General features: G+C 60.5%; 44 protein-coding genes. 37 read left to right on the top strand and 7 right to left on the bottom strand.

Translation table 11 applies throughout. The features are described 5' to 3' along the window. The first annotated feature begins 152 nt into the window (after positions 1-152). From WG898_RS24565 to WG898_RS24390, 36 genes are all read left to right on the top strand, one after another. Positions 153-359, top strand: a complete 207-nt coding sequence (locus tag WG898_RS24565; protein ID WP_339605414.1) for a hypothetical protein — start codon at positions 153-155, stop codon at positions 357-359. Between the two features lie 17 nt (positions 360-376). Further along, entirely contained in the window at positions 377-568 is a 192-nt protein-coding gene (locus tag WG898_RS24560; RefSeq protein ID WP_339605413.1) for a hypothetical protein, read from the top strand. A 19-nt stretch (positions 569-587) separates the two neighbouring features. Further along, the gene (locus WG898_RS24555; RefSeq protein ID WP_339605387.1) at positions 588-863 is read left to right on the top strand and encodes a hypothetical protein; all 276 of its coding nucleotides are present in this window, start codon (positions 588-590) and stop codon (positions 861-863) included. A gap of 32 nt (positions 864-895) precedes the next feature. After that, positions 896-1,597 carry a hypothetical protein gene (locus WG898_RS24550; RefSeq protein ID WP_339605412.1) on the top strand — a complete coding sequence of 234 codons (702 nt, stop codon included), beginning with the start codon at positions 896-898 and terminating at the stop codon, positions 1,595-1,597. Further along, on the top strand, positions 1,590-1,790 hold the full coding sequence (locus WG898_RS24545; RefSeq protein ID WP_339605411.1) for a hypothetical protein: 201 nt from the start codon (positions 1,590-1,592) through the stop codon (positions 1,788-1,790). Before WG898_RS24550 ends, WG898_RS24545 begins: the two co-directional genes overlap by 8 nt. 11 nt (positions 1,791-1,801) lie before the next feature. After that, a complete protein-coding gene (locus WG898_RS24540) occupies positions 1,802-2,113 on the top strand; it encodes a hypothetical protein (RefSeq protein ID WP_339605410.1) in 312 nt (103 codons plus the stop codon). A 16-nt stretch (positions 2,114-2,129) separates the two neighbouring features. Then, on the top strand, positions 2,130-2,516 hold the full coding sequence (locus WG898_RS24535; RefSeq protein WP_339605409.1) for a hypothetical protein: 387 nt from the start codon (positions 2,130-2,132) through the stop codon (positions 2,514-2,516). A gap of 17 nt (positions 2,517-2,533) precedes the next feature. Beyond that, entirely contained in the window at positions 2,534-2,815 is a 282-nt protein-coding gene (locus tag WG898_RS24530; RefSeq protein WP_339605408.1) for a hypothetical protein, read from the top strand. 15 nt (positions 2,816-2,830) lie between these two features. Then, a complete protein-coding gene (locus WG898_RS24525) occupies positions 2,831-3,079 on the top strand; it encodes a hypothetical protein (RefSeq protein WP_339605407.1) in 249 nt (82 codons plus the stop codon). A 53-nt stretch (positions 3,080-3,132) separates the two neighbouring features. Further along, positions 3,133-3,405: an ASCH domain-containing protein gene (locus tag WG898_RS24520; RefSeq protein WP_339605406.1), complete on the top strand. Its 273-nt coding sequence runs from the start codon at positions 3,133-3,135 to the stop codon at positions 3,403-3,405. Positions 3,406-3,425: 20 nt separating this feature from the next. Next, complete coding sequence (locus WG898_RS24515; protein ID WP_339605405.1) at positions 3,426-3,650, top strand: hypothetical protein; 225 nt, start codon at positions 3,426-3,428, stop codon at positions 3,648-3,650. Positions 3,651-3,891: 241 nt separating this feature from the next. Further along, the gene (locus WG898_RS24510) at positions 3,892-4,353 is read left to right on the top strand and encodes a hypothetical protein (protein ID WP_339605404.1); all 462 of its coding nucleotides are present in this window, start codon (positions 3,892-3,894) and stop codon (positions 4,351-4,353) included. A 3-nt stretch (positions 4,354-4,356) separates the two neighbouring features. Next, on the top strand, positions 4,357-4,647 hold the full coding sequence (locus WG898_RS24505; protein WP_339605403.1) for a hypothetical protein: 291 nt from the start codon (positions 4,357-4,359) through the stop codon (positions 4,645-4,647). A gap of 14 nt (positions 4,648-4,661) precedes the next feature. After that, positions 4,662-4,883: a hypothetical protein gene (locus WG898_RS24500; protein ID WP_339605402.1), complete on the top strand. Its 222-nt coding sequence runs from the start codon at positions 4,662-4,664 to the stop codon at positions 4,881-4,883. 13 nt (positions 4,884-4,896) lie between these two features. Further along, positions 4,897-5,142 (top strand): hypothetical protein, encoded by a 246-nt coding sequence (locus WG898_RS24495; RefSeq protein WP_339605401.1) that lies wholly within the window; start codon positions 4,897-4,899, stop codon positions 5,140-5,142. A gap of 265 nt (positions 5,143-5,407) precedes the next feature. After that, a complete protein-coding gene (locus WG898_RS24490; protein ID WP_339605400.1) occupies positions 5,408-5,602 on the top strand; it encodes a hypothetical protein in 195 nt (64 codons plus the stop codon). Between the two features lie 14 nt (positions 5,603-5,616). Next, on the top strand, positions 5,617-6,039 hold the full coding sequence (locus WG898_RS24485; protein ID WP_339605399.1) for a hypothetical protein: 423 nt from the start codon (positions 5,617-5,619) through the stop codon (positions 6,037-6,039). Positions 6,040-6,064: 25 nt separating this feature from the next. Continuing rightward, entirely contained in the window at positions 6,065-6,466 is a 402-nt protein-coding gene (locus WG898_RS24480) for a hypothetical protein (protein ID WP_339605398.1), read from the top strand. A gap of 17 nt (positions 6,467-6,483) precedes the next feature. Continuing rightward, on the top strand, positions 6,484-6,714 hold the full coding sequence (locus WG898_RS24475; RefSeq protein WP_339605397.1) for a hypothetical protein: 231 nt from the start codon (positions 6,484-6,486) through the stop codon (positions 6,712-6,714). Positions 6,715-6,736: 22 nt separating this feature from the next. Further along, entirely contained in the window at positions 6,737-7,006 is a 270-nt protein-coding gene (locus tag WG898_RS24470) for a hypothetical protein (protein WP_339605396.1), read from the top strand. Positions 7,007-7,090: 84 nt separating this feature from the next. Continuing rightward, complete coding sequence (locus tag WG898_RS24465; protein ID WP_339605395.1) at positions 7,091-7,285, top strand: DUF2158 domain-containing protein; 195 nt, start codon at positions 7,091-7,093, stop codon at positions 7,283-7,285. A gap of 18 nt (positions 7,286-7,303) precedes the next feature. Further along, the gene (locus WG898_RS24460) at positions 7,304-7,588 is read left to right on the top strand and encodes a GNAT family N-acetyltransferase (RefSeq protein WP_339605394.1); all 285 of its coding nucleotides are present in this window, start codon (positions 7,304-7,306) and stop codon (positions 7,586-7,588) included. A 16-nt stretch (positions 7,589-7,604) separates the two neighbouring features. Next, on the top strand, positions 7,605-7,853 hold the full coding sequence (locus WG898_RS24455; RefSeq protein ID WP_339605393.1) for a hypothetical protein: 249 nt from the start codon (positions 7,605-7,607) through the stop codon (positions 7,851-7,853). A 22-nt stretch (positions 7,854-7,875) separates the two neighbouring features. After that, positions 7,876-8,151, top strand: a complete 276-nt coding sequence (locus WG898_RS24450; protein WP_339605392.1) for a hypothetical protein — start codon at positions 7,876-7,878, stop codon at positions 8,149-8,151. A gap of 39 nt (positions 8,152-8,190) precedes the next feature. Continuing rightward, the gene (locus WG898_RS24445) at positions 8,191-8,493 is read left to right on the top strand and encodes a hypothetical protein (protein WP_339605391.1); all 303 of its coding nucleotides are present in this window, start codon (positions 8,191-8,193) and stop codon (positions 8,491-8,493) included. 271 nt (positions 8,494-8,764) lie between these two features. Then, positions 8,765-9,178: a hypothetical protein gene (locus tag WG898_RS24440; protein ID WP_339605390.1), complete on the top strand. Its 414-nt coding sequence runs from the start codon at positions 8,765-8,767 to the stop codon at positions 9,176-9,178. A gap of 71 nt (positions 9,179-9,249) precedes the next feature. After that, complete coding sequence (locus tag WG898_RS24435) at positions 9,250-9,504, top strand: hypothetical protein (protein WP_339605389.1); 255 nt, start codon at positions 9,250-9,252, stop codon at positions 9,502-9,504. Positions 9,505-9,524: 20 nt separating this feature from the next. After that, positions 9,525-9,770 carry a DUF6283 family protein gene (locus WG898_RS24430; RefSeq protein WP_339605388.1) on the top strand — a complete coding sequence of 82 codons (246 nt, stop codon included), beginning with the start codon at positions 9,525-9,527 and terminating at the stop codon, positions 9,768-9,770. Next, the gene (locus tag WG898_RS24425; RefSeq protein WP_339605387.1) at positions 9,767-10,042 is read left to right on the top strand and encodes a hypothetical protein; all 276 of its coding nucleotides are present in this window, start codon (positions 9,767-9,769) and stop codon (positions 10,040-10,042) included. Before WG898_RS24430 ends, WG898_RS24425 begins: the two co-directional genes overlap by 4 nt. A gap of 33 nt (positions 10,043-10,075) precedes the next feature. Beyond that, a complete protein-coding gene (locus tag WG898_RS24420) occupies positions 10,076-10,216 on the top strand; it encodes a hypothetical protein (protein WP_339605386.1) in 141 nt (46 codons plus the stop codon). Between the two features lie 18 nt (positions 10,217-10,234). Beyond that, complete coding sequence (locus tag WG898_RS24415; RefSeq protein ID WP_339605385.1) at positions 10,235-10,456, top strand: hypothetical protein; 222 nt, start codon at positions 10,235-10,237, stop codon at positions 10,454-10,456. 11 nt (positions 10,457-10,467) lie between these two features. Next, entirely contained in the window at positions 10,468-11,133 is a 666-nt protein-coding gene (locus tag WG898_RS24410; RefSeq protein WP_339605384.1) for a hypothetical protein, read from the top strand. 101 nt (positions 11,134-11,234) lie between these two features. Beyond that, positions 11,235-11,690, top strand: a complete 456-nt coding sequence (locus tag WG898_RS24405; RefSeq protein WP_339605383.1) for a hypothetical protein — start codon at positions 11,235-11,237, stop codon at positions 11,688-11,690. Positions 11,691-11,755: 65 nt separating this feature from the next. Further along, complete coding sequence (locus WG898_RS24400; RefSeq protein ID WP_339605382.1) at positions 11,756-11,935, top strand: hypothetical protein; 180 nt, start codon at positions 11,756-11,758, stop codon at positions 11,933-11,935. 14 nt (positions 11,936-11,949) lie between these two features. Continuing rightward, complete coding sequence (locus WG898_RS24395) at positions 11,950-12,372, top strand: hypothetical protein (protein ID WP_339605381.1); 423 nt, start codon at positions 11,950-11,952, stop codon at positions 12,370-12,372. Between the two features lie 314 nt (positions 12,373-12,686). After that, positions 12,687-12,884, top strand: a complete 198-nt coding sequence (locus WG898_RS24390; protein WP_339605380.1) for a hypothetical protein — start codon at positions 12,687-12,689, stop codon at positions 12,882-12,884. Between the two features lie 381 nt (positions 12,885-13,265). Here the strand turns inward: WG898_RS24390 and WG898_RS24385 are convergent, their stop codons facing one another. Continuing rightward, positions 13,266-13,733, bottom strand: coding sequence for a DUF4902 domain-containing protein (locus WG898_RS24385; RefSeq protein ID WP_339605379.1), 468 nt, complete (start codon positions 13,731-13,733; stop codon positions 13,266-13,268). A 102-nt stretch (positions 13,734-13,835) separates the two neighbouring features. Between WG898_RS24385 and WG898_RS24380 the strand changes: the two genes are divergently transcribed. Then, positions 13,836-14,732, top strand: a complete 897-nt coding sequence (locus WG898_RS24380; protein ID WP_339605378.1) for a helix-turn-helix transcriptional regulator — start codon at positions 13,836-13,838, stop codon at positions 14,730-14,732. Positions 14,733-15,209: 477 nt separating this feature from the next. Here the strand turns inward: WG898_RS24380 and WG898_RS24375 are convergent, their stop codons facing one another. From WG898_RS24375 to WG898_RS24355, 6 genes are all read right to left on the bottom strand, one after another. Continuing rightward, the gene (locus WG898_RS24375) at positions 15,210-15,455 is read right to left on the bottom strand and encodes a hypothetical protein (protein ID WP_339605377.1); all 246 of its coding nucleotides are present in this window, start codon (positions 15,453-15,455) and stop codon (positions 15,210-15,212) included. A gap of 9 nt (positions 15,456-15,464) precedes the next feature. After that, positions 15,465-15,716, bottom strand: a complete 252-nt coding sequence (locus WG898_RS24370) for a hypothetical protein (protein WP_339605376.1) — start codon at positions 15,714-15,716, stop codon at positions 15,465-15,467. A gap of 20 nt (positions 15,717-15,736) precedes the next feature. After that, positions 15,737-16,330, bottom strand: a complete 594-nt coding sequence (locus tag WG898_RS24365; RefSeq protein WP_339605375.1) for a hypothetical protein — start codon at positions 16,328-16,330, stop codon at positions 15,737-15,739. Beyond that, positions 16,327-16,680 carry a hypothetical protein gene (locus WG898_RS24360; RefSeq protein ID WP_339605374.1) on the bottom strand — a complete coding sequence of 118 codons (354 nt, stop codon included), beginning with the start codon at positions 16,678-16,680 and terminating at the stop codon, positions 16,327-16,329. Before WG898_RS24360 ends, WG898_RS24365 begins: the two co-directional genes overlap by 4 nt. A 227-nt stretch (positions 16,681-16,907) precedes the next feature. After that, positions 16,908-17,231, bottom strand: a complete 324-nt coding sequence (locus WG898_RS25340; RefSeq protein WP_444718996.1) for a helix-turn-helix domain-containing protein — start codon at positions 17,229-17,231, stop codon at positions 16,908-16,910. Beyond that, on the bottom strand, positions 17,228-17,605 hold the full coding sequence (locus WG898_RS24355) for a hypothetical protein (protein ID WP_339605373.1): 378 nt from the start codon (positions 17,603-17,605) through the stop codon (positions 17,228-17,230). The genes WG898_RS25340 and WG898_RS24355 overlap by 4 nt, the downstream gene beginning before the upstream one ends. Positions 17,606-17,666: the final 61 nt, after the last annotated feature.

Below are 17,666 nucleotides of genomic sequence, written 5' to 3'. Positions count from 1 at the left end.
ACTCTGACGCGTGGCCCAACTGTGCGGTCTACTGGTGGGTCGAGCTGAATGATGCCGGGCGAGCCATTCGCGTTGAAAACCCCTATAAGGGCGAGAACGACGGGATGGACGACGCAGAGCGCCTCAACGAGGCTTGATCGAGGAATTCAGGTATGGATCAAGCACTGAGCGAAGGCGGGTACGAGATGCTGCGCGCAGCCGTGAACACGGCGCGTGAGCACCAGTGTCGCAGCCTGAAGCGTCTCAAAGAGCGGCTTGCGGCCGCCTGGCCGGGCCGCGATTCAGACATAGCCGAGGCCCTCACCTATTGGTCGGCTGACATCCGCCGCCGGCACCCTAACGGCGTACCTCGCCATTGAACCGGAAAGAGGCCCCGATGAAGTTTGCCAAGCTGATGACCGAGGACGTCCAGCAGATCGCCTCGCCGGAGGCGCTTGAAGGGTCCGTGTCGTACCAATCCAAGGACGGCAAGGCCATGGCCTTCGGCACCGATGGCCGGACGGTTTTGGCCGAGCTGACGGGTGCGCGCGTGGCCTGGAGTTTGCGTGCCACCAGTCCGGCAGCGTGAGGTTCAAGGCTGAAGCATCATGACGAGCACGACAACACAGCAGGAATTCCTGCGAGCGGCCATGGCGGAACTGGGCATGACGCGCGATGCCTTCTGCGCACGCCTTGGCGCGGCCCGGCGCACACTGGATAAGTGGTTGCTGCCCGCGGGCTCCAATGACTTCCGCAACATGGACGAGACGATCTGGAATCTGGTGCGCGAGATCCTTGCTCACGAGAAGCTGAAGGCGAAGCACGCGAAGCTGGTAAAGAAATCTCGCCCGCCTACTTGCAATATCCCCGGTGGGGATATATAATAGAGCCATCAAACGCAACAGGGAAACGACACATGCCAGATGAGACTCAATCATTAGCAGAGGGGGATGTGTGGGCACTGGTCGAGAGCTACGCAGCCGCTCTCGTGGATTGCGCCGCGAACCCAACCCACGAGAGCGCCAAAGCCTACGCCAAGCTCGCAGAGTCGAACGTGCGAGAGGCGCTGGCCGGATTCAAGCCCCAGCCCAAGGGGACGGCAGAGCCAGTGGCTTGGCTTGTGAAGGCCGGCCACGGCAAGTACACACGCGGCATTTACGAGTCACTGGACGAAGCCGAGTTGTTCGCCTGCTGCGACGGCGATTCAATCATTCCTCTCTACGCAACCCAAGCCCCCGCGCCTGCACCTGAGCCGGTGGCCTGGGTTGACGAGCGGGCTATCGCGTGGCTCCAAGGTCGCCAACGGAACGCAACCATCACCACGCCGCTACAAGCCGGCAAGTCGTTTGAGCGGCCAATGGCACTCTACGCGGCCCCGGCTCAAGCCCCCGTAGTGGATGGGTGGCAGCCAATCGAGACGGCTCCACTCAACGGGACCCGCGTGCTGCTGCACCCGGCCATCGAGGTCGCCGATGTGGCGTCGAAAGGGTGCTGGAGCCACGTTGAGCGCTGCTGGATTGTGGGCGGGTCGCCATCTGGAGTCCGCCACACGCACTGGCATCCGCTGCCAGCCAACCCGGTTTCCGATGTGCCGGTACAGGGGAGCAGCAATGGCTGACAAGACGCTCTACACGCGCGAGGAGCACGCCCTGGCGGCGCTGGAGGCCAAAGCCTCGAAGGCTAGGCGCCTGGCGCACGGCGCCGACCTCCGCGCCTATCAGGACGCACTCGCCGACATCGGCAGGGCCTACCTGAAGGCACACCCCACGCGCGAGTCCGCTCCGAAACCCATCCCCTCACAGGAAGTCTAGGAAAGAGCACTATGCAGCCCCTCAATGGCACCAAGACGCGCCCGCTCACAGCCTTCGCGCTGGCCCAGCTGCGCGGCCTTGCGCAGGCTCCCAAGCCGCGCCAGGAATTGAACCCAGGCGTCGCCAACCGATTGCTTCGAGAGGCGCTTGTTGAATCGGTGGATCTGCCTAGCCCCTATGCGAGCCACAAGGGCCGTTCCATCGAGCACCTGAAGGCGTCGGTGGCCGGAATCGCTGTGCTGGCTGAAGTGGATGGTGGTCCCCGTTACAGCGACAGCCTCGATGCGGATGATGAGCGCGAAATTTTCTTGCACGCTGAGTAGGAACGGAGAGAGCAACATGACCTATCAATCTGTCACCACCTGGCAGGCCGAAGACTTCGAGGTTGAGGTTCGATACGGCTACTTCGGCACGGTTGAGGGTGCAGCTGCGATGGCGCGAAACGGCATCGAAGGCATCTTTCTTGACGGCGCTGGATTGTGGGTGGATCTGCGGGACCGTACTCGGGCTCCAGTCCGTGATGACTCGTTCACCGTCCGGCGCTTGCGGGAGACCTCGCGTGCCGAAGCGCGGCACCGGGTGTTGACCATCGATGATTTCGAGCCGGTGACCATGACGCTGGATGAGATGCGCCGTGACCCGGACATGCGCAAGGGATTTGGCTCGCTGGCCTACGGCGTTGTGGACGCTGAGGGAAAGCCAGTGGCTCTGCCACCCCAGTCCTAAACTCGGAAACAGGGACCATGCCGAAGAAGACCGCACAGCAGCTCTATGACGAGGCCTTTCCGTCCAGCCGGCCTCCGCGCAGCGAAGCCTACAAGCAGGGCGTAATGGCCTGCCTGCGCGCTCGCATCAATGGTTCGCTCCAGCCAGATTGCCCTTATTCCCTGGGCACCGCTGAAGCGGATGCCTGGTATTCCGGTCGGAACGAAGGCCATGCGCTGGCACGCGCTGAAGCCGAGGCGCATGAGAAGCCCGCGACGATGGCGCATTACGTCACCAAGGACGGCATCACGCCGGCCTGATTCCAAGGAAAGAGCATGAGCAGTCTCTACGGATTTGACATCGATGCCATAGCGGTGGCGGGTTTCAACTACGCCGCTGGTCGAGGCGGAATACCCCCGCTTGAAGACCAACTGGACATCGATGCGTTCAATGTTGGGATCGTTCAGTACAACGATCAGCATGGCACGAAGGTCACCGAGGTCTTTGAGACTCAATGGGAGTCTCGCCACGACGTTACCTTCGGGCGGGCTGACAAGGACCTTGCAATTGTCTGCAACCACTAAGGCAAGGAAACCATGGCTATCGCACGGCTCGCTGCCAAGTGATGGAAAGTGACATGCCTGCGCTGCACCTGAACCTCAAGGCTGAGTATTTCGATGCCATCGCCGCCGGCGAGAAGCGCGAGGAGTTCCGCCTGGCTACGCCCTACTGGCGCCGCCGGCTGGAGGGCCGCCAGTTCGCGGGGATCGTGCTCAAGAAGGGCTACCCGAAGCGCGGCGACAGCTCGCGCACGCTGGACCGGCCCTGGGCCGGCTTCACCATTAAGACGATCACGCACCCTCACTTCGGCACGGAGCCAGTGCAGGTGTTCGCGATCAGGGTCAACTGACCAAACACGGAAAGAGGACGATGGCAAAGCTCACTGAGGCGCAGAAGCGTGTGATGAAATGGATTGGCAAGGGCTGGAGAACTGAGCCCGGCGCTGGCAGCGCCGTGATGGTGAATGGCAAGCGGATCTGCAACACCGACACCATGATGGCGCTCTATCGCGCCGGCCTGGTCAGCAAGGACGATCTTGGTTGTTGGTCGGCGACGGCCAGCGGCAAGACCATCACGGCCGAACTTGGGCTGTAGTCAAGGAAGAGGCACGATGTACAGGACGAACCCCACCGAATTGCCGTTGACGGAGGCCGACCTGGCTGCAGCTCGTCGATTCGCAGACGGCTGTTATGACGACAGTATCAGACGGCCCTCGGACGCGGCAATGGCGCGTCTCGAAGCTGCAGGTGTCGTTCAACGGTTGCCCCAGGGCGGTTGGGCCGAACTGCCTCGCCTTCGCCAACTCGGCTATTGACCAAGGAAACATGAGCGCGTCATGAGCATCAAGATTGGCGATCGACTGAAAGATAACGATCCTCGGTCCAGCCATCGCGTGCTGACCATCACGTCGCTCGAGCTGGTCACAGACAGTGGCCTGCAGAGCGTACGCGCAAAGGGTCCAGCAGGACCGGAGGTTTCCATCGCAACACGCCGAATTTATAGTGACGGCAAGGCCCGCCGCAGCGGCTTCGACCTGGTGCCTACTGATCCGCCTGCACTGGCGCAATTTGTCGGGCGCGAAGTGATCCTGGTGCGCGGAAGCCGCGGGCGCAACGAAGGAGCTGGGCGCGAACGACGTGTGCGTGCCAGGCTGGACCGCGTCGATCATGTAAACGTGTTCGCGACGCTTCTGGAGGATGACCCCGATGCAACCTGCGCGCCGTTTAAGGCGGGTGAGGCCGGTATCTGGCACGGGCATTCGTTCATTGAGGCAAGTACCGACTGCCCCAAGGATTGAGACATGACGACCTACACCATTGAGCTTGCGGACGACGAGGTGCTGGTCGCGCTCAAGCGCTGCGAGGGCTATGACGACGTGCACCCTGAGCTTGTGAGCGAGGACGCCATCGGCGACCGCTGGCCGGAATACCGCACGATCCATGGTGACGCGCTGCGGTTGGCAGAGGTTCGCGCCTGGGCTCACGAGGACGATCCGACACGAGTCATCAGCGCGGCCCAGAAGGCGCAGGCCGAACGCGATGGAGGCGCCTCGGCGTCGTCCGTTCGCCCCTATTCCATTGCACTAATCTGACGATAGGAAAGAGCGTGGACACCGAACTTGACCAATTCAAGGGCGTGCACGCGCCGGGAATGATTGACTTCACGCTATGCGGACTCTCGCTTGATGCCTTTCAGACCGGAGACGCGGCCGAACCCGTTATCGAAGCAAAGCCGGGAGAGCAGATCACTTGCAAAACCTGCCGCGCAAACATCGACCACATACGACGCAATTTCAAGTTGTATCGCTACACAGGCGCTGTCGCCTGAATAGGAAAGAGTTATGACCATCCAAGGCTTCATCACCAAGCGGAAAGCGGCTCTGGCGTTCGCTGCGCTCGGCATCATCCTTGTGGCTCTGGCGATTGCAACCGAGCCCAGGATGATCGTCGTGTATGAAATACCCAAGCAGCAAGCTGCCTTTGATGCAGATCAGCTCAACCGTCTGTTTCGCAATGCCGTCGTCGCTATCGGCGTGATCGTTACCGTAGGCGGGGTTCTCGTCGCGGTCCTCAAGTCAAAGAAGTAACCGCGGATAGAGCGACATGAACACAGCGAATCGCAGCAAGAGCCTCGGGCTGGCACCTCAAGCTGAATTGACGAGCGCGGACCGGCGAAAGCGTTTCGTGATCGAACTTTTCACAGGTCGAACTCTGGAGCAGTGGCAGGCATCCAATGCAGCACTTGCTGCCGCAACCGAAGCTCGACAGACCTCCCGTTAACCATCGGAAACAGCTTTGGCCAAGGTTGTCGAATTGGTAAGCTAACTCAACAACGACTCGGAAAGTGACGCAATGACTACCGCGACGATTTCCCCAGCCAGGAAGGTACGCGTCCACGTCGGCCGGAAGACCTACATCGTGGTGCTGAACCCGGACACCGGAGCTGTGCTCTACGTCAAGGGCTCCAATGGCGTGCGGGGCGAGTTTGCACTGGACCTCAACGGCCGCGCTGCGCGTGCGGCCATCGCGGCTCTGCCAGTCGCCTGACCAATGAAAGCAGCATGAGCACGCAGCCTGACCTTCATGACCTGGCCCAGTTGGCCCGCCGGTCCATCGAGCCCGGATTGCAAGCAGGCGCCGATGGCGTCGCCAAGAGCGCGGGCTCTTGCTTGTACGCCGCTCTTGTCGTTGTCTTGCTGTGCAAGAAGTTTGGAGGCTATTCCGCGATTGTGCGCGGTGGCCCAGAGGGGGCGCGCGACTCGAAGGGCATCTGGAGAGGGCACTACTGGGTCGAGGTAGATGTTCCGAGCGCGGGCGTGTTCGTCGTTGACGTCACCGCGGACCAGTTCGGATATGAACCCGTCGTAGTTCTTGCCTTGGAGCAAGCGCGGGACCGGTATCAACCTGGACCGCAACTCGACGTCAACGAGGCCTTCGAAGATCTCGCGCAAGAGTTTCAATGTCGCGACATGGTCGCGGCCTGACATCACGGAAACAGATCAAAAGGCTATGTCGAGCCATTACTACCTCTTCTGCGAACAAACAGGAGAGTGCGTCGAGGCAGTCGCCCATGTTGGAAGCCGGCCCGGCCCAAGGATAGAAGCCAACGCACTCCAGGCCTTCCTGTGCTATCACTACATCAAGGCCAGCGGCGCCCCGATGGTCATGCGAGAAATTGACTCGATTGCGCGAGATCGGAGCTTGGTGTCCTCCGTCGAGGCCGCCGCTGAAGAGTTTGAAAGCATGGGCGGTTTCCCCGGGTACGAGCCACCCGTTATGGTGTGGACGGAGAAGAACTATCGCTCGCTGGCCTCCAGGGCGGATGGCTTGGATGGAATGCTCCACGAGTATGAGCAAGCCCCAAGCGGTGGCGTGTGGGTTCGTCGAGCTGTCGACGGCCGCATCATTTGAACCGTCGGAAACAGTCTATGACTAGCCGAAATGACGCAGAGAACGCGGTAGCGATTTTGGGTGGACTAGCCCTCATTGCCGCCATGTTTGCCGCTATAGGCAGCCAGGGCATCGCAATATGCTTGCTGCTGATTGCCGGTATTGGCGTGCCGATGGGCCTGATGCTGCGTATTGCCCTAGGTCAGGTCAGTCAACAACAGACCGATGGAGCTGCTGCGGTTCACGAGCACCAGAACAGCAAGACCTGATACCAAGGAAAGAGATAGAGGAATGAGCAAGGTTTTTACATACACGGGTGTTGGACTCATCGGCGCGATTGCTGGTCTGTTTTTCTCGTCGCGATATTCACAAGACCCCTCGGACGGCCTGTGGATGATCGGAGCGTTGATTGGGGCAGTCGTCGTACCTTGTGTGGCGGCCGGGACCGTGTTTGTCCTCGAATGGGACGAGCGGCAACGTACTGCTGCGAACGCGAAGCAGTCAATCACTGGCAGGACGGTGGACCCCGAGTGCCAAAGTCCGAACAACAGTCACCATTGACACCGGAAAGAGGTGGCTCACGTAGAGAGCTACCAGATACACAGAATAGAGCGCCTGCAGGTGCTGACCCAACGGAGTAACACGATGAACCAACAAGACATGAAGCCGGATGTGTCGCAGGATTTTTGGAAGCTGGGCGACAAAGCAAAGCTGTTGACAGGAGGTCCAGCCATGACGGTCACCTCGGTCGGAGTGGCTCTGCTGGAATGCTCGTGGTTTCACGGGACCGAATTGAAGAAGGATTGGTTTCCTCCTGAGTCCATCGAAGCCGACGACTGACCATCGGAAAGAGCAAGTATGGACGCGCTGCAATTCACCGTCGAAGCCGCTAGTGATCGCAAGGCGGTCGCAAGGGTCGGAACGCTCATCGTGGGCAGCGCGAGCGCCTACGTTGATTCCAAGCGTGACTTGGTGATTCTCGAATCTTGGGTGCTGCCTGAGTACCGCCGTCGAGGAATTGCGACTGCCCTATATCGGACCATCGAGAAAGTGTCGGGACGCACCCTCAAGCCCGATGCGTCGTTAAGCGCGGAAGCGCTCGCATTCTGGCGGGCGTATCGCCCTGCGGCACTGACTCAGTAACTATCGGAAAAAGCCCATGAGCAAGCGAAGGAGCGTCGGCGACGTTGTGCAGCTGGATGATGAGGACGGCACCGCGCCGTACCTCGTCCGCATCGACGCACAGGGCGCGGAGCGAGGCGACCGGTGCCCTCACGCAGCTCTCGACTCGCACCACGACCAGCAATGCGCTGAGTGGCCCGTTGTCGTCGTGCTGGACGAACAAAAGCAGGCCACACGCGAACGGGTCTTCCATGTCCCTGAGTGCCAGATGGCGGACCCCGCCTAATCAAGGAAAGAGAGCGGCAACCATGACCACACTGCACATTGTCAGTTCCAGCACAGGCAACACCCAGGACGATTCGGACTCGACGGTTCGAGTACTGGGCGCCTATACCGATCCCAACGTCGCCGCGGCTGTCTGCCAGGTGACATGGGGCGTTGGCGCCAGCGTTACCGAGGTGACGGTGGATCACATTGACCCTGAATTGCTGCAGGAGATGTCTGCACGCGGCATGTCGGCCGTGCTGGATCATCTGCGGAAGGTTTACGTGGCGCGCGGCGGATCGGAACAGGCCTTTGGCTAAGGCAGCACATTCCCTTCGCACTGAACCATCGGAAGAAGCATGCAACGGACCTACAGAGAATGGCGCCGGACCGCGCTCTCGCTGACCGGCGATCTGACGGATAGCCAACGCACCGAGCTGAAGACGGCGCTTCAGGCCGGTAGGCCAGTGACGATCAACGACACGCTGCTCAAGATCGACAGCGACTCAGCGTTCGTGACGGACGGCAATGCCGATGGCAAGTTCGTGCACGCCCAAAATCACCAGGGGCTCGTGTGCGCACCGTCCGCGACGGCGTGCACCACCGGTCTGGACAATGCAATCCGTTGGGCCGAAGACCAGCTCAGCGACCCTGACCACTGAATCCGAGGAAGGAGCCACGATGCCCCGCATCCAACTGCTGCAGCGCGGCGCTGCACTTTCTCTTGGCCTTGCGTTGGTCTGCTTGTGGGGACTCTGGACGCTCCCGCCAGCGTCCGAGCGTGCATTGATGATCGCCGGCGTCGGCGGCTTGGTTGCCGGTGGCGCTCTCGCGATTGCGTCCCTGGCAGCATCGCGTCGCAATGGCAGGGCTTGAACGCAGGTGCTATCCCAGTAGCCCGAACGTACCAAACGAGGAAAGAGGTAGCAAGCGATGTCGCTCGAAGCAGAGGCCGTGGTGCTCTTCACCGTCCCAATGACACCAACAGACGTCGAGCTCATCCGAGCCCACGCGGGTGTCGATGAAATGCAGGAGGTCGACGACGCAGACCTGCACTGCTGGGTATCCGAGTCGCGGCAGCTCGAGTATCGCGAACAGGCCCGCAGCAGTCCTCTGCTCGGTGAGCCGTCTCTCCAGGGCCGCCTCTGGCGGGTATCGCTTGGTGGGCGGTACTGGGCCAAGGGGCTTGAGGCGTATGGAGGCAATCCTGAGCAATACCGCCGCTCGCTGGCAGCCCTGCTCGCCGAGCCATGTGTGGCCGGCGTGTGGTACGGCACATCGATGCTGTCTGACGACGGGCCGACTTTGAGCGAGCATGTCGACCTACGCATCTTCGACCACGCCTAACGGCTCGCATCACGCCTGACGGTCGGGCCTTCCTTGCTCCGGCCACCAACTAAACCACGGAAACAGTTGCGATGAAGTTCGCCAAGTTGATGACGGACGACGGCCAGCAGATCGCTATGCCCGTGGCAGTCGAAGGGTCCGTCTCGTTCCAGTCCAAGGACGGCAAGGCCATGGCCTTTGGTGAGGACGGCCGGACGGTTTTGGCCGAGCTGACGGGTGCGCGCGTGGCCTGGATCGAGGCAGGCGGCATCCGCCTTGAAGGGCTGGAGCCCATCGACCTGGGTGGCTTGCGCTTCCGTGCACAGGCCTGGCACATCACAACCTGACCCGAGGAAGGAGCCTGACGATGAGCGCTCCAACTATCACGCGCGTGCGCGCTGCCGGCGCCGACCACCAAGTGGTGACGGTCGAAGGCGGCCAAGGTGGGTACCGTCGCAAGCCGTGCGGCAGATGTCCCTGGCGCGTTGATGCGGTCGGAGAGTTCCCCGCCGAGGCCTTCAAGCACAGCGCGAGCACGGCCTATGACATGAGCAATCACGAGTTTGCGTGCCACCAGTCCGGCAGCGTGAGGTTCAAGGCTGAAGCATCATGACGAGCACGACGACACAGCAGGAATTCCTGCGAGCGGCCATGGCGGAACTGGGCATGACGCGCGATGCCTTCTGCGCGCGCCTTGGCGCGGCCCGGCGCACACTGGATAAGTGGTTGCTGCCCGCGGGCTCCAATGACTTCCGCAACATGGACGAGACGATCTGGAATCTGGTGCGCGAGATCCTTGCTCACGAGAAGCTGAAGGCGAAGCACGCGAAGCTGGTAAAGAAATCTCGCCCGCCTACTTGCAATATCCCCGGTGGGGATATATAATAGAGCCATCGAATCGCAACAGAGACACGAGCCATGTTCACCAAAGGCACCTATACCGCAGCCGTTGCCGACTTGCGCGGCCTGCTGGCCAAGATCGGCCGGCACGAGTTCCGCGCCTACGGCTACGTGCCGCAGATCCGCCAGTATCGCGCAGCGATGCGCGCCGCAGTCTGATCCAAGGAAACGAGTCTCATGCTGTCCAAGATCGAAGCCATCGCCGTCGCTGACTCGCTGCTGCGCTGCCCATTCTGCGGCGCCAAGCCGGCCGCAAGCATTCGCGGCAATGGTGACATCGCGTTGAACCCGAAGGCAAAATGCGTGACGGAAGACTGCATGGGCGGCAAGCTGCCCGTCATCTGCCTGGATGTGCCGAGTCATGTCCAAGGCTGGAACACCCGCGCTGCGGCGCACTGAAGGAAAGAGGCATGAACGAGGTTGTCGCAAAGCCGGGTGATCTTTCGGACTCCTATTGGGCCAGGCTCAGCTCTAAGGACAAGGCGCTCTATGGTCTTGTGCGGCCGCAGCCCAAGGCCGTCTATACGGTGGATGTCAGGCTAGATGGTCTTGAGGCATTCCTCGCTGGCCAGGAGCGTGACTTGGCCTCTATGGGTGGTCGACTTGAGTTGGAGCCGGACTTCCAACGCGGCCATGTCTGGACCGATGAGCAGCGGATCCACTACGTGGAGAACCTGCTGCGCGGAAACGCACCACGCTTGATTCGATTCAACGCAGCAGACTGGTCTGGACGCGGCATCCGTGGTGACCTGCCGGCTCATCATCTGCAGTGCATCGATGGACTGCAGCGAATGACGGCGCTCCGGCGCTTCCTGGCCGGTGAGATGCGCCTGTTCGGATCGAGCGTTGGAGTGGCTGAACTCAAGGGATCGCCATTCGACCCTGGCCGGTTCACCGTGCAGGTGGCGGTCCACGAGTTCGCTAACCGGTCCGATCTGCTCCAGTTCTACCTTGACCTGAACTCCGGCGGTACCGTGCACGCGGACAGGGAGCTTGAGCGCGTTCGCGGCCTTTTGCGCGCCAGCAGCGCGCCTGGATCTTCGGAACCGGCTCGCTCCAGGATGTCGGCCAGATAACCACGGAAAGAGGGATATAGATCAAGAGGCTGCAATGGATCGCAGCCGCCTGTGTCTCGCGGGGCTCAGGCGTATGTGATTCAACAACCACCCTAGGGGGAATGATGACTGAAGCAAACCTGAGCGCGGCTTGGCCGCACGGCAGCGCGACCATCGCTGTGAATCCTGCCAAGCGCAAGTCGCTTGCACGAGGTCTTGCGCTGCTTGCCGTCGCCGGCATCGCCTACTACGCGCTGGTGGTCGACGAACGAGGCCCGGTGATGCGCTGGGCTAAGGAAGTTTCCATGCAGGAAGAGGCTCAGAAGTACGAGCCGACGATGCGTAAGCTCGCCGACTCCGGCAAGCCCGATGCAATGATCTGGATGGCAGTTAATTTCCCGGCCACTGATGCGGGCCGACTGGATGCACTCATCCGTGCTGGCTCTGGCGAGGCAGCGTGGGTACAGGCAGGCATTAAGGCGAAGACGGACAAGCAGGAGTCGCAGCGATTGAGGCAAGTTGCTGCCGACAACGGCTACCTACCGGCCGTCCAGTATGCGCAGCGCCCATTCCGCTGACCGGCCAGACCATCGGAAAGAAGCCTTGAACGAGCGATTCTCTGTTCATCAATTCTTCGTCGACGGTGAACGAACTACCTCAAGGGCGAGTCAAGGCTGTGCAAGAACCTGGCTATGCGAACGTCTGGTCAATCCAGGATGAGGCTGGCGCCACGGTCGCGCGTCTGACGATCAATGCACAAGCCGAGACCTGGGCCAAGCGCATCGAGGGCGCGCTGAACGCACAGGCCATTGCGAACAACTGACCAGCGGAAAGAGTATGAACAGGACCGCACAGACCACCAAGTCTTCCGACCTCGTTGACGACAAGACTGCCTCCTACCTGCACGAGTTGTCCACGACCTGGCAGCCGATTTCTACTGCCCCCGGCAGCGGCACGATCCGGTTGTGGTGGCGAAACGCAGGCGAGACCATTGGCCACTTTGCAATCGACGAGGATTGGAAGCCAGGATCAACGACGCCGCGCGAAGGCTGGAAGGGTGAGGCTGACGAGTGCATTCCGTGCAACCAGGAGGACTGTACGCACTGGATGCTGCAGAGCCTGCCGCCTCCGGGCCACAAGTTCCCGCACTTCGAGGGTCAGCCGGCAGCGCAAGATTCGTTACGCAAAGCATTGGCGATGAGACCAGTCTTCGACAAGGTTCGCAAGATGAGTGTCGCGGCGAGCGCGGAAGTGCGCTGAATCATCCACGGAAAGAGTCATCATGCGTGCGACGGAACATGAACTGCGCGAAGCACGCAAGGACGGGCTGGAATCTGGCTTTCGCCTTCCTCTAGGAGCCAAGCCTGGAGGGCCATATGTGCACCAGTGTGGCCGGGGCGCTGCTTGTAAATGCGATGCAGGCATGAGCATGGGACGGATGGGGCTCGGCTACGACCTGCCAGCACACGCTAAATGGCAACGAGCCCAACGAGGAGCGCGAACACTGGCGCCACCTGGCGCGGGTCGCTTTGGCCGCTGCCCCAGCCCCCGCAGTAGAGGCTGACGGAGCGCTGGTGGACGCACTGCAAGACGCGCTGTCCGTCTGCCGGTCTGTGGACCGCTCCAAGGGCCGCACCGTCGAGCACGGCGGCTGCACGATGCACCTGCAGACGGCAGAGTGGTGCGCCTGGCTGGAAACGGAGGTAGCCCCCAAGCTTGAGCAGGCCCTGGCTGCACTGACCAAGCCCCCGGGACAAAGTAGTCAGCCATGAGGACTATGACAATTCTCTGGTTTGGTCTGACGATGGTGCTGGGCTGCGACGCCAAATGCGGCAAAGCCTGGGGCATCAGCTAGCGCCCGAAGCTTGACCTGAGCGCCGACCCCGGCAAGCGCTGGAAGGGTGACCGCAAGGTGGTGGGTCTTGTTAATTAGCGAGAACTGACCATCGTTCACTACATCGACTTGCGCACCAGTCGCACCGGCAATGCCCCATTGGAACTGTTTGCAGCGAACGCAGGCGGCCCTGGGCTTGTCGTGAACACCTGATACATGACGCCCGCGAGATGAACCATAACCAAGACGCGGTGCATCACCGCCCCTCGCCAGCCTACCTCGCTAACCCACCACAGGGGGGGTATGCCAGAGACGCTTTTCAATAGTTACCCAGGCATCGACCATGTGTTCGTGCGTCTATCGCCCCTGACCACGATCTGGCGTTGTTCAATCCGTAGTGCTTTGAATCGTTGCGCCGAGTGGACTTAACTACGAACTGCTGCCACGGCAGATCGTGAATGACATCGTTCAGGTGCACTACTACACTGCTTTCCCTGAGTTGGATTCCATCGGCGTTGAACAGCCTAATGTTGGTTGATATCTGCATTGGATTGGCCATAGCAACGACCTGACGGCCGATGCTTATCCAGGCCCAACCTATGCCGATTTGGTGACCTGAAAACATCGTCGCCCACACGGTGAACCCGGTCTGATTGGCACCTGATAGGTTCATCTCATCTACGCGCGTGTGGCTGTGCTGCAGGTGCGGCCGCCATACCGCACCTGTGTTTGCCTGGAGATCGACCAAGTGCCAGGCGTTAACATCTAAAGTGTCGGGTGTTGCCATTCTTTACCCCAGAAAGCAGTTTTCGAATGGGGCAGTCTCAACGCGTGGAGGTTGTTTAGCAACCTAGCAACCTTGCCAACCTAAAGGCTCGCCAGTATCCGCATGCGACAGCAAGACTACTTCGATGTCAGCCAGGCTCGCGACCTTCCGGCGCTGGAGAAGGCATTGGTTGCGTTCGCCAACGAAATGGACTTTGGTCTGATTTCAGCGGTGATGATGGTAGGCAATCTTTCATCACCGAACGCGATTGCACGCAGCGTCAGCAACACCCCTCAGGCCTTTCTTGAGATAGCCAAAAACATGGATCAGACCAAGGCTGATCCGGTCATGCAGCGACTGATGGACCTCTCTATTCCGTTCGTCTACGACCAGCGGCTATACGTAGATGCGGGAGCTGCTGACATATGGGAGACGCAGGCCCCTTTCGGTTACTGCACCGGCATTGCAGTCGCACTCCACATGCCCGGGGATTGTCATTTTTTGCTTGGCATTGATAGGCCGAAGAAGATCCCTCGAAGCGAGATAATGCTCACCCGCATGCTTGCAGATCTGCAACTGCTGGCTGTCCATGCACAAGACTCCACGACGCGCCTTCTAGGTCCGGAGCTTCGTAAGCCGATTTACCGCCCGAAGATGTCCGCTCGCGAAATTGAGTGCCTGAAGTGGACCATGGAGGGCAAAAGCGCATGGGCAATTGGGCAAATCACCTCTTTGAGCGTTTCCGCGGTTAACTACCACCTGCAGACAGCGATGCGAAAGCTAGAAGTGTCTAGGAAAGATCTGAACTGCAAGCGTCGAGACGCCGGAGATGTATGGAGAAGGATCAAACAAAGCAAGGTCGCCGAAGTCGATGCACGATTCCCTGACATGCAAGGCCATGCGTGCTTCTCAGCAGCGGCCTGGAATCCACCACAGGACGTCCTGACGGCCATGGAGAATGCGCGGAGTGCCGCAACGGCAGACGATCTCAAAACAAAAAAAACGAGGCCGCGCTCTTGAGTGCATGCGATTCTGGGAGATTGACATCCTCCCCGGCCTGAAGGCCGAGGCTTGCCGCGCAACCGGGTCAAATGCCATTAGCCTGGGTCTACGATTGAAGTCGTAAATTTACGTTGGCGCGCATACTGAAAAAGTTGCCTCAGCATCATTCAGCCTACGTGTCCAGGCCCAAAAAATTGGGGTTGACCTGCAGTCGTGAATCTGAGAAAAATGATCCATGTCTGAAACCGCAGCTTCTCTCCATCCGCATGCAAAGCAACGAGTTCCGGACCAAGAGGTCGAAGCCGCAGCGGCACTGGTGGGCCAACACAGTGCATCAGCCAAGGCACTCGCCGAAGCGCGTCGGCGCCGCGAGGCTGGGGAGAGCGTCGGATTTTTTCGAGTCCTCGGTTTGATCGAGGTGCACCCGCTGGGGGATAGGCGGGAGCCCTAAGTCACTAGGCTCGGTTAAGGAAAGGGCGGCAATGCCGCCCTTTGTCATTCGGCAACGTCAGTTGATTGCGCGACCTCGACCGGCAGCTTCGACCACTCTCGCCAAACAGTCGGGTACTGGCCAACAACGCGGGTCCTGAGCAGGCCGAGGAGCTGCAGGCGCTCGCATCGAAATCTGCGATTGCGAAAGTGCGGAGGCAGCGCCGTCTCCTTGAACCATCCATGGGGAATCGAGTCCCAGAAATTCTGGTCGGATGTCGTCAGGATGGGCGTTCTGGTCGGCGTCTGCATACGGCTCTCTCAGCCGAGACCGTCGATGACTTCGCGGGCCTCGATAAGGCTCAAGCCAGTGCGCGCCCGGTAGAGTTTGATCGCCGGCATGTAGTCGCCAATCGCCTTGAGCTTTCGGCACTCCTCGCGCAAGGCGGCCAAGTCAACCTTTGGTGAGCCGTCTTGGGCCTCTTCGTCGAGCAGCGCTCCAAGCTCAGCGCGTAGCTCGGCGATGCGATCTCGACGCCAGGTGCGGCGCTCGGGTGTCGATATGTCGGTCATGGTGTCGTTATTGAATGTGCTCAGGCGGCGTTGAGGTTGTCGGCATCCTTCTGGCCGTCCTCGCGGCCCAGGGATGGGTTGGCCAAGCGCTGCTTGCGGTCGGCGTCGGTCAGGCTCTGCCAGTATTCGGCTGAATAGCGGTGCGACTCGTCGGGGTCCACGCCGCAGTCAGGGTCGGCCACGCTCTCGAAGGTGCCGCGGTACTGCTCCACCCACTCAGCCGGCGGCTCAAAGGGGTGCGCGGCCGGCATCAAGGCTTCCGCAGCCTTGGAGATGTCGGGTTGGTCGGTCCGCTCGCCATAAGTGCGTAGGGCACTCAGGACTCGAGCCCTAACGGAATCAGACGGGGCCTGGTCCAGGCCCAAAGAGGAGATCAAGACGGTAAAGGAGTCCACATCCTGGCCAGGCGACTTGGCCCACTCAGGGAGCAGCGCGACCAGCTGCTCGATGGGAATCCCGCAGGTGGCGCAGCCGTGCTTGGTCGACACCATCAGGTCCGCCAGGTCATCCCAGCATTGGGCTTCGCCAAGCTTCAGGAACGAAGCAGAGACGGTATCGAAGAAAGCGAACCGGGATCCGGTCTTTTGGCCACGGAGATCAACGAAGCGAATCATGAGGTTACCTTCTTCTTGGAGAGCGCACGGTGAGCCATCACGAGCCCGCGGGCCGTGTACTCAGGAAGCGAGCAGCGCTCGAAGTCACCCTCTGTTCCCCAACTGAAGAACCAGCCGCGGAGGCCAAGGCGGACCATCAGAAAGGGGCGGCGGTCATTCCACGGCACCTGGACATCAGCACCCCAGGTACAACCAAGCTCCGCCTTGAGCAGGAGCTGCAGTTTGCGACTCCAATGAGGACTCTCACAGCGCACCTTGACGCCAGGGAAGTCGCCGGGGACGGTAATTGCCTCGAGCGCAACAGATGGTGCCACGGCATCAGCCGATGAAGTGTGATCTTTGATGCTCACTTCGATGTCTCCTGGATGGCGTCAGCAGCTGGCTGCGACTTACGCCAGATCTGCAGACGAATGATCGCAACAGCAGCAGCAATCATCTCCCACGTTAGCGAATAGAACCGAACGAGATCGGAGTCGATTTGACAACCTCCCCAGCCTGAAGGCCGAGGATTCCTACTGCGCCGACCTTGGGATGAGACAAGCTCATACCAAAGCCTTTGCTTCGGTGGGTTCCTGCTTCATCGGAGCTGCGCGCCTCGACCGAGCTTGACGCTGGGCCGCTGCTTGACTGACCTCTCCTCCACAGGCTGCGGTCGAAGTTTCCTTCGACCAGACCGCGTGCCCCGCGGCCGTACGTTCGGCCTCGAAGAGGGCGATGCCCCTATCGAGGATGTTCTTCGCGGCATGTATGTCCGCGTTCTCTGTGTGGCCACAGCATGCCGCGGACGCTGCTCAGCCAAGGCCCTGTTCCAGACCTGCCGACCGATGCCGGCGTACCGTCGCAACTGCGCCTCGACCGCTGGTCGAGTGCGCAGTTGGAATCGATAGGCCTTGATGCTCACGAAATTGAGATATCACATGAATTAGAAACGTGCCAACTCGCCTGGCTGGACGCCAGGCTCGGCGCTTTCTTTCCCCGGCCTGAAGGACGAGGCTTGCCGCGCAACCGGGTCAGCTCAGCCAAGCGCTGGCCACCGAAGAACAAGAGCAAGAACCCCAAGAACATCAGGCGCCCGACGATCAAGCCCTCGAGCGGAAAGCTCGAGAAGTAGCCATGCCGTGCCAGGGAGGCCGCGAAATAGAGCGCAGCCATGGCAATGAAGCCAGCACTTGACCAACGAACTCGATTGGGCAGAAGTGCGAAGGCCGGCCTGAAGAAGAGCACGGAGAAGGCCAAATGCAAGATGGCGGCAGGAAGGCGAAGCAGGGCGTTCATGCTGACGAGATATCACATGAAAGAAGAGTTGCCAAGAGACTGCCAGCAGCGCCCTTGAAAG

This window comes from Paucibacter soli, from assembly GCF_037482845.1.
Taxonomy (GTDB): domain Bacteria; phylum Pseudomonadota; class Gammaproteobacteria; order Burkholderiales; family Burkholderiaceae_C; genus Paucibacter_B; species Paucibacter_B soli.
Note: the sequence above shows the minus strand (reverse complement) of the source record. Positions and strands in the feature narration are given on the sequence as shown.

Bases quoted from the DNA above. Each gene is read 5' to 3' on its own strand.
- WG898_RS24490 (WP_339605400.1), top strand. From the start codon at position 5,408: ATGACTACCGCGACGATTTCCCCAGCCAGGAAGGTACGCGTCCACGTC.
- WG898_RS24520 (WP_339605406.1), top strand. From the start codon at position 3,133: ATGCCTGCGCTGCACCTGAACCTCAAGGCTGAGTATTTCGATGCCATC.
- WG898_RS24425 (WP_339605387.1), top strand. From the start codon at position 9,767: ATGACGAGCACGACGACACAGCAGGAATTCCTGCGAGCGGCCATGGCG.
- WG898_RS24415 (WP_339605385.1), top strand. From the start codon at position 10,235: ATGCTGTCCAAGATCGAAGCCATCGCCGTCGCTGACTCGCTGCTGCGC.
- WG898_RS24480 (WP_339605398.1), top strand. From the start codon at position 6,065: ATGTCGAGCCATTACTACCTCTTCTGCGAACAAACAGGAGAGTGCGTC.
- WG898_RS24535 (WP_339605409.1), top strand. From the start codon at position 2,130: ATGACCTATCAATCTGTCACCACCTGGCAGGCCGAAGACTTCGAGGTT.
- WG898_RS24455 (WP_339605393.1), top strand. From the start codon at position 7,605: ATGAGCAAGCGAAGGAGCGTCGGCGACGTTGTGCAGCTGGATGATGAG.
- WG898_RS24405 (WP_339605383.1), top strand. From the start codon at position 11,235: ATGATGACTGAAGCAAACCTGAGCGCGGCTTGGCCGCACGGCAGCGCG.
- WG898_RS24445 (WP_339605391.1), top strand. From the start codon at position 8,191: ATGCAACGGACCTACAGAGAATGGCGCCGGACCGCGCTCTCGCTGACC.
- WG898_RS24460 (WP_339605394.1), top strand. From the start codon at position 7,304: ATGGACGCGCTGCAATTCACCGTCGAAGCCGCTAGTGATCGCAAGGCG.
- WG898_RS24565 (WP_339605414.1), top strand. From the start codon at position 153: ATGGATCAAGCACTGAGCGAAGGCGGGTACGAGATGCTGCGCGCAGCC.
- WG898_RS24375 (WP_339605377.1), bottom strand. From the start codon at position 15,455: ATGCAGACGCCGACCAGAACGCCCATCCTGACGACATCCGACCAGAAT.
- WG898_RS24370 (WP_339605376.1), bottom strand. From the start codon at position 15,716: ATGACCGACATATCGACACCCGAGCGCCGCACCTGGCGTCGAGATCGC.
- WG898_RS24560 (WP_339605413.1), top strand. From the start codon at position 377: ATGAAGTTTGCCAAGCTGATGACCGAGGACGTCCAGCAGATCGCCTCG.
- WG898_RS24380 (WP_339605378.1), top strand. From the start codon at position 13,836: ATGCGACAGCAAGACTACTTCGATGTCAGCCAGGCTCGCGACCTTCCG.
- WG898_RS24525 (WP_339605407.1), top strand. From the start codon at position 2,831: ATGAGCAGTCTCTACGGATTTGACATCGATGCCATAGCGGTGGCGGGT.
- WG898_RS24510 (WP_339605404.1), top strand. From the start codon at position 3,892: ATGAGCATCAAGATTGGCGATCGACTGAAAGATAACGATCCTCGGTCC.
- WG898_RS24420 (WP_339605386.1), top strand. From the start codon at position 10,076: ATGTTCACCAAAGGCACCTATACCGCAGCCGTTGCCGACTTGCGCGGC.
- WG898_RS24465 (WP_339605395.1), top strand. From the start codon at position 7,091: ATGAACCAACAAGACATGAAGCCGGATGTGTCGCAGGATTTTTGGAAG.
- WG898_RS24485 (WP_339605399.1), top strand. From the start codon at position 5,617: ATGAGCACGCAGCCTGACCTTCATGACCTGGCCCAGTTGGCCCGCCGG.
- WG898_RS24430 (WP_339605388.1), top strand. From the start codon at position 9,525: ATGAGCGCTCCAACTATCACGCGCGTGCGCGCTGCCGGCGCCGACCAC.
- WG898_RS24440 (WP_339605390.1), top strand. From the start codon at position 8,765: ATGTCGCTCGAAGCAGAGGCCGTGGTGCTCTTCACCGTCCCAATGACA.
- WG898_RS24555 (WP_339605387.1), top strand. From the start codon at position 588: ATGACGAGCACGACAACACAGCAGGAATTCCTGCGAGCGGCCATGGCG.
- WG898_RS24475 (WP_339605397.1), top strand. From the start codon at position 6,484: ATGACTAGCCGAAATGACGCAGAGAACGCGGTAGCGATTTTGGGTGGA.
- WG898_RS24450 (WP_339605392.1), top strand. From the start codon at position 7,876: ATGACCACACTGCACATTGTCAGTTCCAGCACAGGCAACACCCAGGAC.
- WG898_RS24385 (WP_339605379.1), bottom strand. From the start codon at position 13,733: ATGGCAACACCCGACACTTTAGATGTTAACGCCTGGCACTTGGTCGAT.
- WG898_RS24470 (WP_339605396.1), top strand. From the start codon at position 6,737: ATGAGCAAGGTTTTTACATACACGGGTGTTGGACTCATCGGCGCGATT.
- WG898_RS24355 (WP_339605373.1), bottom strand. From the start codon at position 17,605: ATGAACGCCCTGCTTCGCCTTCCTGCCGCCATCTTGCATTTGGCCTTC.
- WG898_RS24515 (WP_339605405.1), top strand. From the start codon at position 3,426: ATGGCAAAGCTCACTGAGGCGCAGAAGCGTGTGATGAAATGGATTGGC.
- WG898_RS24365 (WP_339605375.1), bottom strand. From the start codon at position 16,330: ATGATTCGCTTCGTTGATCTCCGTGGCCAAAAGACCGGATCCCGGTTC.
- WG898_RS24395 (WP_339605381.1), top strand. From the start codon at position 11,950: ATGAACAGGACCGCACAGACCACCAAGTCTTCCGACCTCGTTGACGAC.
- WG898_RS24505 (WP_339605403.1), top strand. From the start codon at position 4,357: ATGACGACCTACACCATTGAGCTTGCGGACGACGAGGTGCTGGTCGCG.
- WG898_RS24540 (WP_339605410.1), top strand. From the start codon at position 1,802: ATGCAGCCCCTCAATGGCACCAAGACGCGCCCGCTCACAGCCTTCGCG.
- WG898_RS24550 (WP_339605412.1), top strand. From the start codon at position 896: ATGCCAGATGAGACTCAATCATTAGCAGAGGGGGATGTGTGGGCACTG.
- WG898_RS24545 (WP_339605411.1), top strand. From the start codon at position 1,590: ATGGCTGACAAGACGCTCTACACGCGCGAGGAGCACGCCCTGGCGGCG.
- WG898_RS24435 (WP_339605389.1), top strand. From the start codon at position 9,250: ATGAAGTTCGCCAAGTTGATGACGGACGACGGCCAGCAGATCGCTATG.
- WG898_RS24530 (WP_339605408.1), top strand. From the start codon at position 2,534: ATGCCGAAGAAGACCGCACAGCAGCTCTATGACGAGGCCTTTCCGTCC.
- WG898_RS24495 (WP_339605401.1), top strand. From the start codon at position 4,897: ATGACCATCCAAGGCTTCATCACCAAGCGGAAAGCGGCTCTGGCGTTC.
- WG898_RS24410 (WP_339605384.1), top strand. From the start codon at position 10,468: ATGAACGAGGTTGTCGCAAAGCCGGGTGATCTTTCGGACTCCTATTGG.